Origin of the sequence: Mycobacterium sp. 852002-51057_SCH5723018 (assembly GCF_001667035.1) — a bacterium.
GTDB lineage: Bacteria > Actinomycetota > Actinomycetes > Mycobacteriales > Mycobacteriaceae > Mycobacterium.
This window is the reverse complement of sequence record NZ_LZIR01000063.1, coordinates 1-13,941: the sequence shown is the minus strand read 5'-3', so window position 1 is coordinate 13,941 and position 13,941 is coordinate 1. Positions and strand designations below refer to the sequence as shown.

Genomic DNA, 13,941 nt, shown 5'->3' with positions numbered 1-13,941 from the left:
GACATTGTGACCTCTCAACCATTCACCGCTACGGTTACCGGCTCCCCGCGCATCGGCCCGAAACGCGAACTCAAGCGCGCGACCGAGGGCTACTGGGCCGGGCGCACCAGCCGATCGGAATTGGAGTCCGTCGGCGCGACACTGCGTCGCGACATGTGGTCTCAGCTTGCCGCCGCCGGCCTGGACTCGGTGCCGGTGAACACCTTTTCGTACTACGACCAGATGCTCGACACGGCGGTGATGCTCGGCGCGCTGCCGACCCGGGCGACGGAAGTCTCCGACGAGCTGGACCGGTACTTCGCGCTCGCGCGCGGCAACGCCGACGTCGCGCCGCTGGAGATGACCAAGTGGTTCGATACCAACTACCACTATCTGGTGCCCGAGATCGAGCCCGCAACCCGCTTCTCGCTGAACCCCGACAAGGTGCTGTCGGAGCTGAAAGAGGCACTTCAGCAAGGTATTCCGGCGCGTCCGGTCGTCATCGGCCCGATCACCTTCCTGTTGCTGAGCAAAGGGATCAACGGCGCGGGTGCCCCGATCGAGCGGCTGCAGGAGTTGGTGCCGATCTATTCCGAGCTGCTTTCGCTGCTCGCCGATGACGGCGCGCAGTGGGTGCAGTTCGACGAGCCGGCGCTGGTGACCGACATCTCGCCCGACGCGCCCGCGCTGGCCGAGGCCGTCTACAACGCGCTGGGCTCGGTGAGCAACCGCCCCGCCATCCACGTCGCCACTTACTTCGGTGACCCCGGCGCGTCCTTGGCGGCCCTGGCCCGCACCCCGGTCGAAGCGATCGGCGTCGACCTGGTGGCCGGCGCCGACACCGCGCTGGCCGGCATCCCCGAGCTGTCCACCAAGATCCTGGTGGCCGGCGTCGTCGACGGGCGCAACGTCTGGCGCACCGACCTGGAATCGGCGCTCGCCAAGCTGGCCACCCTGCTGGGTTCCACTGCGGCCGTGGCGGTTTCCACTTCGTGTTCCACGATGCACGTGCCGTATTCACTGGAGCCCGAAACCGGGCTGGACCACAACCTGCGCAGCTGGTTGGCGTTCGGGGCCGAAAAGGTGCGCGAAGTCGTGCTTCTGGCCCGCGCGCTGCGGGACGGACGCGACGCGGTCGCCGACGAGATCGAGGCGTCCAACGCCGCAGTGGCCTCCCGCCGCAGCGACCCGCGGCTGCACAACGCCGTCGTGCGCGCCCGGATCGACTCGATCCTCGCGTCGGGCACGCAACGCGGTGATGCGGCCGAACGCCGCGCCAGCCAGGACGCGCGGCTGCACCTGCCCCCGCTGCCGACCACGACCATCGGCTCCTACCCGCAGACCTCGGCAATCCGCAAGGCGCGCGCGGCGTTTCGGGCCGGCGAGATCGACGAGGCCGAGTACGTCGCCAAGATGCGCAAGGAGATCGCCGAGGTCATCAAGCTGCAGGAGGACCTCGGCCTGGATGTGCTGGTGCACGGCGAGCCGGAGCGCAACGACATGGTGCAGTACTTCGCCGAGCAGCTCGAAGGCTTCTTCGCCACGCAGAACGGCTGGGTCCAGTCCTACGGCAGCCGCTGCGTGCGTCCGCCGATCCTGTACGGCGACGTGGCCCGCCCCCACCCGATGACGATCGAGTGGATCAGCTACGCGCAGTCCCTGACCGACAAGCCGGTGAAGGGCATGCTGACCGGGCCGGTCACGATCCTGGCCTGGTCGTTCGTGCGCGACGACCAGCCGCTGGCCGACACCGCCAACCAGGTGGCCCTGGCGATCCGTGACGAGACGGTGGATCTGCAGGCCGCGGGCATCGCAGTCATCCAGGTCGACGAGCCGGCGCTGCGTGAGCTGCTGCCGCTTCGCCGCGCCCAGCAGGAGGACTACTTGCGTTGGGCCGTAGCGGCTTTCCAGCTCGCCACCTCCGGTGTCGCCGACTCCACGCAGATTCACACCCACCTGTGCTACTCGGAGTTCGGTGAGGTGATCGGGGCGATCGCGGACCTGGGCGCGGACGTCACGTCCCTGGAGGCGGCGCGCTCGCACATGGAGGTGTTGGACGACCTGAACTCGGTCGGCTTTAGCAACAGCGTGGGCCCGGGCGTCTATGACATCCACTCGCCGCGGGTGCCTTCCGCCGGCGAGATGGCCGAGTCGTTGCGCGCCGCGTTGAGAGCGGTGCCGCCGCAACGGCTTTGGGTGAACCCCGACTGCGGGCTCAAAACCCGCGGGGTCGACGAGGTGACCGCGTCGCTGAAGAACATGGTCGCCGCGGCCCACGAAGTGCGCGCGGAAGCCTAACTCGCTTCGCGCTTTTCGGCTGGCTTCTCGGTTGGCTCGGTCAGTACCTGGACCGGCACGTCGTCGGCCCAGGGCTGGCGGGTCACCATGTCGGCGACCTTGACGATGCCGCGCTCGAACTCCCCCGTCGCCGCATCCACCAGGCGATAGGCCTGGGTTTGCTTGTGGATCGGCTGCGCGTCGAGCAGGACGACCCGCAGCTCACCCGGCTCGAAGTGGCAGCGCTGCTGCATGGCGTCGATCAGCTGTTCGTTGTGCATGTGGCCGTCGCCGAAATTCCAGCCGATGGCGGTGCTGCAGATCCGCTCGCCGTCGATGATGACGTAGTCGTCCTCGTTCTGGCCGGCCATGGCGCGGTGGGCCAACGTGAACAGCGCCCGGCCGTGGGTGTTGAACCCGCGGAACGCATACCCCATGTAGATCGGGATCTGCGCGGCTTCGGGGCTGCCGTAGAACCGCTCCAGCTGGGCCTGCGGCATGCTGGCGATCGCGATGATGCCCCGACCGATCTTGTCGTTGGCCGAGGGCTTGACGCACCACAGCGTGGTGTCCCAGTTGCCGGCGTAATAGCGCATGCCCGGCAGGAACGAGATCTTGCGCGGAAACACGTTGCCCAGCGCGACGATTCCCGCGACGACCACGAACAGGAGGGCCACCACCACCGGGTGGTGCAGGTCGGCCAGCCCCAGGCGGGCGTGTGCGACGAACAGCGACAGCACGCCGAAGATCATGAAGACGTTCCACTCCAGCGGCACGCCCATCGGGATGGACACCAGGATGCCCAGGTGGAAGCACACCATGACGAATGCGGCCACCGCCGTCGGCCAGCCACCGTGGCAGAAGAAGAGTGGCAACGGTACGAGCATCTCGATGGCGGTGCTGAGGTGGGCCAGCCAGCGTGACAGCCGCCCAGGCCGCAGATCGTCGGGAAAGTTCTCGAAAAAGCGCCGTTTCAGCCACCGGGGCCGCATCAGCGGGTTGTTGGACATCATCGTCGAGATCACGAACGGAAAGTGCTTGTTGAGCTTGGAGGTCGCCGCCCCGATCCAGATGACCAGGAAGACCACCTTGGACCCGACGATCATGTCGGGCCCGCCGAACAGGAAGGTCACCGCTATGGTCGCGTAGACCTCACCGCGGGCGGCCAGGAAGATCACCTTGTCGCGCAGTCCGGCGACGCCGAGGATCAGCAAGATGATCACGATCTCCGATGTCGGCAGCAGCCCGACCGTCGTGCCCAGTTCGGGTATGGGACCGGTGCCGTCGGAGAACAACGCCCACAGCGTCACGATGAGCAGCAGCGCGTACAGGAAGACATCCACCGGCTTGCGCTTGGTGCCCTTGGTCAGCGGGACGCGATCCGGCCACGGTGGCAGCCGGATGGTGCCGAACCGCATCCAATACAGGATCGAGCCCATCGGCGGGAAGAAGCGGTTGTTCAGCGGGCCGAAGCCGCAACCCAGACCGATCACCTCGAACAGCATCGTGTAGAGCACGACCTTTTCGAACACGATCGGCTCCGACCACCACGACGCGACGTGGGTGAACCCGCCCAGTCCCTTGGTGGCCGACGCGAACAGCCACCCGCCCAGGATGTAGAGAAGGATCTTGAGGACATAGAACAGGTGCAGGGCGACCGGGGTGCCGAAGCCCACCTCCGCCCAGTGCCGGGCCATCGGGCGGATCTTCTCGGCGCGGGTGCCCTTGTTCCATTCGGCCATGTCGACCTGCGGCAGCTCCGGCTTGAGAAATCCCATGGTTTCAAAGACTAAAACGTGTTCTAGGGGCGCGTGCACTGAATCCGTTGCCCGTGTGTCCGTCGGCGGATACCGTGAGGTCGGGTCAGCCTGCGCCTGGGAGACATCGATATGAGCAAACTGCTATTCGCGATGGTGGCAACGATCGCTGCTGTGTCACCGACGGCCGTCGCCCGGGCCGATGCGCCCGCACCGGGTGACGCCTGCACGGTGCTGCATGCCACCACCCACGACGCCAACGGCCGGATGATGTGGTGCAACCCGACGATGACCGGCGCCCACACCCTGGTGTGGCAGTACGGCGGCCCGTCGTAAGGGTGCAGCCGGGTTTCAGTGTGCGGTGACGGCGTTGATTGTGAACCTGTGGCGTCGACACGCCGGGCGGCGCCGCCCGGGATGCACAGCGAATTCAGTCAAAGATCCCCGGCGGGGTCACCGGCGCGCCCGCTAGCATCCGCGGGTTGACGACGAGGTTCAGCGCGTCCACGGACTCAAGGCCGGCAAGGGATTCCACGGCGGACAAAAACCTCTGCTGCTCGGCGGGTTCCACGATGCCGGCCGCGAGCTCGGTGAACTTCTGCACGTACTGCGGGCGCCGAAATGGCCGGGCGCCCAACGGGTGTGCGTCCGCCACCGCCAGCTCGTCGGTGATCACGTCGCCGCTTTTGAGCGTCACCTCCGCCCGCGCCCCGAAGGCCTTCTCGGCCGGGTCGGTGGTCCGCACACTATGCAAGGCGGCGTCGCCGCTTGAACCGGCCGAGAAATCGGCATGAACACACCACTGCACGGGGCCGGAGGGGTGTAGTTTGCTGCTGGGGCGGGGCCAGGTAAGGAGCCAGTCGTGTCAGAGGTCGATTACTGCGTGGTCGGCGCCGGGTTCGCGGGTTTGACGGCCGCCCTGCGGTTGAAGCGAGCGGGCCGCTCGGTGGCCTTGCTGGAGGCGCGCGACCGGGTCGGCGGTCGCACCTTCACCGAGTACCGGCCGGACGGGGCGTGGGTCGATCGCGGCGGCGCGTGGATCGGGCCGGGACAGGATCGCATCTACGCGCTGATGGACGAGTTCGGCGTGCCGGAATACAAGCAGCACAACGACGGCGACGCCATGATGATCGTCGACGGCAAGAAGCACCGCTACGGCGGCACCGTCCCCTGGACGATGAGCCCGTGGGCGGTCACCAACCTCGGTGTCGGCCTGCTCTCCATCGACACGATGTGCAAAGCGATCCCGCGCGAAGCACCGTGGGAGGCCAAGCAGGCCGCCGAGTGGGACCGCATCAGCTTGGCGGAATGGATCGACAAGAACACCATGTCCAGGCAGGGCCGCGAGATGCTGGACATGGCCCTGGCAGGCACCTACACCTCGGCGGGGTCGGAGACGTCGCTGCTGTGGCTGCTTTCGCAGATGGGATCCGGCGGTGGCCCCAACTTCGTGATTTCGGTCAGAGGCGGCGCCCAGGACGCCCGCCCGGTCGGCGGGATGGGCGCCATCTACCAACCGATCGTCGCGGAACTCGGTGACGCGCTGCACCTTTCGCACCCCGTTCGGCAGATCGCCCAGGACGGCGACGGCGTGACGGTCGCCGCGGACGGTTTAACGGTGCGGGCGCGTCGGGTCGTCGTCGCGATCCCGCTGGCCATCGCGGCATCGATCCATTACGAGCCGATGCTGCCGGTGGATCGGGCGCTTCTGCACCAGCGCATGCCCAGCGGCGCGGTCATCAAGACCTCGATCCTCTACGACGAGCCCTTCTGGCGCGCCGACGGGCTGTCCGGCCAGTCCGCCTCTCCGGGATCCCCGGCCACCCTGACCATTGACGCCTGCACGGACACCGGCACTCCCGGGATCATGTGCATCATCACCGAAGGGCCCGCGGCGCGTCGGCTGACAAAGCTCGACGACGCCGAACGGAAGGCGATCCTCATCGGGGAACTCGTCGATCGGTTCGGCAGCAAGGCCAAAGCGCCGCTGGAATTCCACGAGCAGAACTGGACGACCGAGCGCTACTCCGGTGGCGGGATGATCAGCCACGCCCCGACCGGCGTGCTGACCGAATTCGGCTACACCTTGCGCGAGCCCTGCGGTCGCATCCACTGGGCGGGGACGGAGAGCTCGGCGATCATGTGTGGCTGGGTCGACGGCGCCATCCGCTCGGGTGAGCGCGCCGCCGCCGAGGTGATGGCGGCCGAAACCGCCGTCGCCGCAGTTACTTAGGGACCTCGTGTGAGCAGCTAGGCCCAGCTGGAACCCACCGCTCGAATCGGTGCTGGCCATGTTGCTGCCCGCGGACTGCACCTTGGCGCACCGTTGGCGGCGGATCCGAAAAGCCCGACCGCTCGCCCCTATCCGACCCCGACCCGCGGCACCACGGAGGGCCGCGACTGCACCACATGCGGGCTGGCCCCGCCGCGGCCGAGCATCCCGCCCGACATGCCGCCGCCGCCCATGCCGCCCATCGGCATCGGCATCATCGGCATGCCACCCATGCCGGCCCCGGCCGCCCCAGCGGCAGTGGGGATTTCGCCACCCAGCCCCGACATCGCCGCGCTGACCATCCGGGCCGGGGACGACCCCTGCCACGTCGGTGGCACAGACATTGCGCCGACCAGCCGGGCGTTACCCAGACCCGCAGACATGGCCGGACCCAGGCCCGCGCCGCCACCGCCGATCGGTTTGGCCGCCGGCGCGGTGTCCCCCACGAACTTCGGGACGTCGGCCCCGACGGCCGCCGTCCCAGCCAAGCCGGCGCCATTCGCGCCCTGCGCCAACGACATCAACGGTGACATCAGCATGCTGACCGGAAGCGTCGCGAATTGCGCCACCGACGACAACGACTGCAGCGGCGCGCCGGAAAGCAGGGACCCCACCGCGTTCCCTGCTGCCGAGGCTGCGCCTGCGACCTGTCCCCCGACCTGAGATACCAAGCCACCCAGGTCGACTGGGGGCACCGCAAACGGCGTCAACGACGACGCCACCGACATCGCCCCGGCGTGATAGCCGACCATCGCGGCGACGTCCTGGGCCCACATCTCCATGTAGTGGAACTCCGTGGTCGCGATCGCCGGGGTGTTCTGGCCCAGGAAGTTGGTCGCCACCAAGGTCATCAGCTGCGCACGATTCGCCGCGACGGCCGCCGGGTGCACGGTCGCCGTCCGCGCCGCCTCGAACGCCGTCGCCGCCGACCGGGCCTGGGCCGCGGCCGCTTCCGCCTGCGCCGCCGACACTCCCAGCCACGACACGTACGGCGCCGCCGCGCCCGCCATCGCCTCCGACGACGGGCCCGTCCACGGCCCGCCCACCAGCGCCGAGACCACCGAGCCGAACGAAGACGCCGACGCCCGTAAGTCGGCGGCCAGCCCGTCCCACGCCGTCGCCGCCACGAACAACGGGCCCGCGCCCGCCCCGGCGTAGATCCGCGCCGAGTTGATCTCCGGCGGCAGCAACGAAAAGTCCGACATCACCACGATCTTCCGAAAACGCTTCTGCTAGTTGAAGAAACCCGACTGCGCGTCTCTGCGGTTGAAGAACCCCGAGTCGCTGTTGCCGGAGTTTCCGATGCCCGAGTTGAAGACGTTCGAGTTGCCGATGCCGATGTTGTCGAAGCCCGTGTTTCCGATGCCGGCCAGGAAACTGCCCGAGTTGTTGAAGCCCGCGTTGTTTCCGTTGCCCGAATTTCCGAAACCCGACTCGAAGGCCAGACCGGTGTTCTGGAATCCGGAGCTGTCGCCGCCCGAGTTGAAGAAGCCGGAGCTGCCGATGCCGGTGTTGCCGAAGCCCGAGCTCTTGACCCCGACGGGAGTGACCGCGCTGCCGAAGCCGGTGTTGAGGCTGCCCGAGTCGAACCCGCCCGTGTTGGTGGACCCCGAATTACCGAAGCCGGTGTTGATATCACCGGCGTTGAAGTCGCCGGTGTTCAGCGAGCCCGCGTTGCCGCTGCCCGTGTTCTGGAAGCCCGAGTTCCCCATGCCCACGTTCTGGGAACCGCCGTTGGCCATGCCCATGTTGTTCGAGCCGCCGTCGCCGAAGCCGAAGTTGCTGAAGCCTGCGTTCAGGAAACCGGTGTTGCCTTGTCCGGCGTTGGCGAAGCCCGTGTTGAAGCTGCCCGAATTCTCCAAGCCGAAGCTGTGGTTGCCCGAGTTGAACAAGCCCACGTTTCCCGTGCCGGAGTTGAAGAAGCCGATGTTTCCGGTGCCGGAGTTGCCGAAGCCGAGGTTGCCGCTGCCGGAGTTCAGCCCGCCGAAGCCGATCTGATTGTCGCCGGTGAGCCCGAACCCGATGTCGTTGTTGCCCGTATTCCCGAAGCCGAAGTTGTGGTTGCCGGTGTTCCCGACGCCGACGTTGTTGCTCCCCCGGTTGGCGACGCCCATGTTGGCGTCGCCGCGGTTCCCGCTGCCGACGTTGGAGTTGCCGAGGTTCCCGCTGCCGAGGTTGGCGTTGCCGAGGTTCCCGCCGCCCACATTGCCCACACCGGAGTTCCCGATACCCGTGTTGTTGTCGCCGGCGTTTCCGCCGCCAAAGTTCTGGTTGCCACGGTTGCCGCCGCCGATATTGCTGATGCCGTTGTTGCCGTTGCCGATATTCGTATTGCCGATGTTGCCGCTACCGAGGTTCTGGTCGCCGTTGTTGCCGCTACCCAGGTTGCCATTGCCGTGATTGCCGCCGCCGACGTTGCCGCTGCCGCCGTTGCCCGGGCCCAGATTCGCGCCCAGGCCACCGATCGCGTTGGCGATGGCGCCCTGCGCCTGACCGAGCGGGCCCGGCAGGTTCTGCAGCGCCTGCGCCATCGGCGCCAGCCGCGTGGCCACCGCCGACGCGCCGCCGTGATAGCCGACCATCGCGGCGACGTCGGCGGCCCACATCTGCTCGTACTGAGACTCGGCGGCCGCGATCGCCGGCGCGTTCTGTCCGAACAGGTTCGAGAACACGAGCGACACGAACTGATTCCGATTGGCCGCCACCACGGCCGGGTGCACCGTCGCCGACACCGCGTCCTCGAACGCCGACGCCGCCGCGCGCACCTGACCGCCCGCCCCTTGCGCGTGTGCCGCCGCCGCGGAAAGCCACCCCGCATACGGCGCGGCGGCGCCCGCCATCGCCACCGCCGCCGGACCCTGCCACGCGGCACCGGCCAGCCCTGATGTCACCGACCGGAACGAGCTGGCCGCCGAGTCCAATTCGGCGGCCAGCCCGTCCCAGGCGGCCGCGGCCGCCAGCATCGGCCCCGGCCCGGCACCCAGATACATCCGCGCCGAATTGATCTCCGGCGGCAACGTCAGGAAGTTCATCACAACCGTCCCTCGTCAATCGAAACCGGGGCAATCACCACGTATGACATCGCTGTCCCTCCCGCTCGGTTGTCATCGGGCGGCCGGTGTAAAGCGCAGCGAATCGCCATCCGGGTCCCGACGTCTGTTGGAAGCGAGTCAAATATGCGGGCTCCGACGTCGAACTAACCTCGGTCGAATCGCGTAGATACTCAGCGTGAGGGGTCGTAATTGCAGGCAGCTGCGGGGTCGTAGGCCCGCCGACGGCAAAGCGTCAACCCGCGTTCGCGCGCTGGCCGCGGTTCGGTCCGCGGCCGCGATGACCTCTATGGATTTCGGTCGGTATCGAACCCTTGGGGGCCGGCATGAGCGAAACTGACTTACGCGCGGATACAAGGTCATGCAACAGCCGTGACCCCGGCTTCAGGGAGCGTATGCCGACAGGAACGGTGACCCTGCTTGTCGCCGGTTTCGAAGGCTCCGAGCGACTGGGGGACACCCGGCCGGAGCAAATGACCGCTGCGCTCGTGCGGCTCGATCGCGCGGCCGCTAGGGCCTCTGCGATCGTCGCCGCACACGGCGGCGTGCTGGCGGTCGAGCCGGCCGCGGGCGACGGCTTCACGGCCGCCTTCGCGCACGCGACCGACGCGGTGGCCTGCGCCGTGGAGCTGCAGCGCGCGCCGGTGGCGCCGCTCCGCCTGGGCATCGGCGTGCACACCGGCGAGGTGCAGCTGGGCGACGCGGGCGATTACGTCGGCCCGACCCCGGAGCGGGCGGCCCGGCTGCGCGATCTGGCGCACGGCGGCCAGATTCTGATGTCGGGCATCGCCCGCGACCTGGTCGTCGACCAACTGCCCGCCGAGGCCTGGCTGGTCGAACTGGGCGCCCATCAGCTCGGCGACCTTCCCCGACCGGAACGGGTGGCGCAGCTGTGCCACTCCGACATCGACGTTGAATTCCCGCCCCTGCGAACGACCGGCAGCGTGGTCCCGCACGGGCTTCCGGTGCAGCTGACGCGGTTCGTGGGTCGCGTCACGCTGACCAACGACGTGGCAAAGGCCCTGTCGGAGAACCGGCTGGTGACCCTGGCCGGTGCGGGCGGTGTCGGCAAGACGCGGTTGGCGGTGCAGGTCGCCGCCCAGGCGGCGGCCGAGTTCGACGGCAACGTGTGGTTCGTCGATCTCGCGCCGGTCACCGATCCCGCGGTGGTGCCCGTCGCGGCGATCCGGGCGCTCGGCCTCCCGGACCAGCCCGGCCGCTCGGCCGTGGACACGCTGCTGCGATTCCTCGGTGACCGCCGGGTGCTCCTGGTGCTGGACAATTGCGAGCACCTGATCGACGTCTGCGCCGAACTGGCCGTCGCGCTGTTGAGCGCCAGCCCGCAGTTGACGATCCTGACCACCAGCCGCGAGCCGCTCGGGGTGGCCGGCGAGGTGACCTGGCGGGTGCCGTCGCTGTCGCTCGCCGACGAGGCGATCGAACTCTTCGTCGACCGGGCGCGCCTCGCCCGGCCCGATTTCGGCATCGCCGTCGACGAGACGGCCGTGGTGCGCGAGATTTGCGACCGGCTGGACGGTCTTCCCCTGGGGATCGAGCTCACCGCGGCACGCGTGCGCATGATGTCGCTGGCCGAGATCCTCGACGGCCTGCGCAACCGCTTCCGGCTGGTGCACGGGGCCGCGACCGGGAAGCGCGGCAAAAAGACCTTGGGAGCGTCGGTCGATTGGTCTCATGCGCTGTTGAGCGAACCGGAACGCCTCTTGTTTCGCCGGCTGTCGGTGTTCCGGGGCGGGTTCGACCTGGACGCCGCCCGGGTCGTCGGCGACGGCGACCCGGAGCAGCAGCCCCAGGTGCTGGATCTGCTCGCCCAGCTGGTGGACAAGTCGCTGGTGGTGGCCGAACACGCCGGCGACCGGACGCGCTTCCGGCTGCTCGAGACGGTGCGCCACTACGCGATGGAAAGGCTGCGGGAATCGGGGGAGGCCGATGACGTGCGCGCGCGCCACCGCGATTACTACGCGGCGATGGCCGCCCGGCTGGACAGCCCCGCAGACGCGTACCACCACCGGCGCCTCGAGCAGGTTGAGATCGAGAGCGACAATCTGCGGGCCGCGTTCGCGTGGAGCCGCCAAAACGGTGAGATCGAACGGGCGCTCGAGCTGACCTCGTCGCTGCAACCGTTGTGGCAGACCCGCGGCCGCATCCAGGAGGGGCTGGCCTGGTTCGAGGCGACCCTGTCCGATCAAAGCGTGCGCCACCCCGAGATCTCGGCGGTTGTGCGCGGGCGCGCGCTCGCCGACAAGGCGGCCCTCGACGCGTCGCGCAGCATCGGCGACAACCTCGAGCAGGCGCACCAAGCCGTGGCGATCGCCCGCGAAATCGATGATCCCGCTTTGCTGGCGCGCGCCCTCACGGCCTGCGGCGCGATCGCTTCCTACAGCGCCGATGCCGCCCGCCCGTATTTGGCCGAGGCGATCGGCATCGCCCGCGCGCTCGACGACCAGTGGCGGCTGAGCCAAATCTTGACCTGGCAGGCCAACGGCGCGTTCTATGCGGGCGACCCGATTGGCGCGGGCACGGCCTCCCGGGAAGGCCTCGAGCTGGCCGAGGCGATCGGCGACCAGTTCCACGCGCGCTCGTGCCGTTGGACGCTTGGTCTGGCGCAGATGATGAGCGGCGATCTGGCCCACGCCGTCGCGCAGTTCGGCACGGTGACCGCCGACGCCGACGCCGCACACGACGTCTTGTTCAGGTGGGGCGCGCGGCTGAGCCTGAGCCTCGCGCTCGCCTTTCAGGGCCACATCCCGGCCGCCCAGGCCGCGGCCCACGCATCGCTGGAGGCCGCGTCCGACCTGTGGCCGTACAACGAGGGGTTCAGCCATGCGGTGCTGGCCACCGCGGCGGTGGCCGGCGGCGATATCGCCGTCGCGGCCGAGGCGAGCGAGGACGCCCGGCGGCGGCTCAGCGAGCAGGGCGAGCTCGGCGCGGCGATCGCCAACCCGATCGCCGAGGTCGCCCTGGTGCGCGGCGATCTGATCGAGGCGGGACGGTTGGCAGACCAACAGGTCGCGGTGTCGTCGGGCTGGCACCTGGCCCGGGCGCTGACCACGCGTGCCCGCATCGCGATCGCCAAAGGCGAGCCGGATCACGCGGACCGCGACGCCCACAAGGCCCTCGGCTACGCCGCGGAATGCCAGGCGCACCTGGCCGTGCCGGACATCCTCGAGTGCCTCGGCCGGCTGGCCGCCGACGGCGCGAGCCATCGGGACGCGGCACGGCTCTTCGGCGCGGCGGACCGGATTCGGCAGCAGATCGGTGTGGTGCGGTTCAGCATCTACGACGCGGATTACGAGCAAGCCGTTGCGGCCCTGCGCGACGCCGTGGGCGCGCGGGCCTTCGACGACGCGTGGGCCGAGGGGGCCGGCCTATCGCTCGAGGAGGCGATCGCCTACGCGCGGCGCGGTCGCGGGGAACGCAAGCGCCCGACCAGCGGTTGGGCGTCGCTCACCCCGACCGAGCGCGACGTCGCGCGGCTGGTCGGCGAGGGCCTGGCCAACAACGAGATCGCCGCGCGGCTGTTTATCTCCCGGCGGACGGTGCAGACCCATCTCACGCACGTCTACGCCAAGCTCAGCATCAACTCTCGCGTGCACCTCGCGCAGGAAGTGGCCGGGAAGAGTTGAGCCTGCGCGCCGGCGACGGGCAAATCTACGACCCCCGCCCCGCGCAATCTACGAGCCATGACCGACGTTTCGTTCCTGTGCGACCCCGCATTCTTTACCCGATTGGACCTGAACGCCCGGCTGGATAGCGACGTAAATCCCCCCGAGCGCTTCATGACGACCGGGAGGACAGCGATGTCGTTTGTGATAGTGGCACCCGAGATGCTCGCCGGGGCGGCGGCGGATGTGGAAAACATCGGCTCGGCGCTCAGCGCGGCCAACGCGGCGGCGATGGCCCCGACCACCGGGATACTGGCGGCGGGCGCCGACGAGATTTCGGCCGCGATCGCGTCGCTGTTTTCCGGGCACGCGGAGCTGTATCAGGCCATGAGCGCCGAGGCGGCGCTGTTCCACCAGCAATTCGTGCAGACGATGAACACCAGCGGCGCGATGTTTGCGGCCGCCGAAGCGGCCAACGCGAACCCGATGCAGAGCCTGCTCGACGGCATCAACGCGCCCATCCAGGCCGCCACCGGGCGCCCGCTGATCGGCAACGGGATCAACGGCGCCGCGGGGACGGGGCAAAACGGGACGCCGGGCGGGTGGTTGATCGGCAACGGCGGCGCCGGCGGATCCGGCACCAACGGCGGCACCACCGGCGGGGCCGGCGGCAACGGCGGGGCCGCCGGGCTGATCGGCAACGGCGGAGCCGGCGGCGCCGGCGGAAACCCGCTGGCCCTGGCCGGCCCCGGCGGTACCGGCGGCAACGGAGGGGCCGCCGGGTTGTTCGGCTCCGGTGGGGTCGGCGGAGCCGGGGGGAACTCGAGCGCCTCCGCCGGGAACGGCGGGGCCGGCGGCAACGCCGGAATGCTGTTCGGCGCGGCCGGGACCGGCGGCACCGGCGGGCACAGCGACAGCATCACCTCACCCGGCGGGGACGGGGGTGGCGGCGGCGCGGGCGGGCTGTTCTCCAGCGGCGGCAC

At 69.2% G+C, this 13,941-nt stretch carries 8 protein-coding genes and 1 pseudogene; 5 read left to right on the top strand and 4 right to left on the bottom strand.

Annotated elements, in window-relative coordinates:
- The first annotated feature begins 6 nt into the window (after positions 1-6).
- Positions 7-2,277, top strand: coding sequence for a 5-methyltetrahydropteroyltriglutamate--homocysteine S-methyltransferase (gene metE / locus A5764_RS12530; protein ID WP_067113812.1), 2,271 nt, complete (start codon positions 7-9; stop codon positions 2,275-2,277).
- Here metE and A5764_RS12525 read toward each other — a convergent pair.
- On the bottom strand, positions 2,274-4,034 hold the full coding sequence (locus A5764_RS12525; protein WP_067113810.1) for a DUF3556 domain-containing protein: 1,761 nt from the start codon (positions 4,032-4,034) through the stop codon (positions 2,274-2,276). The genes metE and A5764_RS12525 overlap by 4 nt on opposite strands.
- A gap of 111 nt (positions 4,035-4,145) precedes the next feature.
- Here A5764_RS12525 and A5764_RS12520 point away from each other — a divergent pair, with 111 nt between their 5' ends.
- Complete coding sequence (locus A5764_RS12520; protein ID WP_067113808.1) at positions 4,146-4,349, top strand: hypothetical protein; 204 nt, start codon at positions 4,146-4,148, stop codon at positions 4,347-4,349.
- A 94-nt stretch (positions 4,350-4,443) separates the two neighbouring features.
- On the opposite strand, the pseudogene A5764_RS12515 reads toward A5764_RS12520, so the two are convergent.
- A pseudogene (locus A5764_RS12515) lies at positions 4,444-4,746 on the bottom strand (MmgE/PrpD family protein); the annotation flags it as partial.
- Between the two features lie 129 nt (positions 4,747-4,875).
- Between A5764_RS12515 and A5764_RS12510 the strand changes: the two are divergent.
- Positions 4,876-6,246: an FAD-dependent oxidoreductase gene (locus A5764_RS12510; protein ID WP_067113799.1), complete on the top strand. Its 1,371-nt coding sequence runs from the start codon at positions 4,876-4,878 to the stop codon at positions 6,244-6,246.
- Positions 6,247-6,374: 128 nt separating this feature from the next.
- Here A5764_RS12510 and A5764_RS12505 read toward each other — a convergent pair whose 3' ends face one another.
- Positions 6,375-7,493 carry a PPE family protein gene (locus A5764_RS12505; RefSeq protein WP_197501348.1) on the bottom strand — a complete coding sequence of 373 codons (1,119 nt, stop codon included), beginning with the start codon at positions 7,491-7,493 and terminating at the stop codon, positions 6,375-6,377.
- A 24-nt stretch (positions 7,494-7,517) separates the two neighbouring features.
- Positions 7,518-9,317, bottom strand: coding sequence for a PPE family protein (locus A5764_RS12500; RefSeq protein ID WP_067113794.1), 1,800 nt, complete (start codon positions 9,315-9,317; stop codon positions 7,518-7,520).
- Between the two features lie 413 nt (positions 9,318-9,730).
- Here A5764_RS12500 and A5764_RS12495 point away from each other — a divergent pair, with 413 nt between their 5' ends.
- On the top strand, positions 9,731-12,979 hold the full coding sequence (locus A5764_RS12495) for a LuxR family transcriptional regulator (RefSeq protein ID WP_067113792.1): 3,249 nt from the start codon (positions 9,731-9,733) through the stop codon (positions 12,977-12,979).
- Positions 12,980-13,153: 174 nt separating this feature from the next.
- Positions 13,154-13,941 (top strand): PE family protein (locus A5764_RS12490; RefSeq protein ID WP_156664650.1); only part of this gene is annotated, 788 nt, incomplete at its 3' end.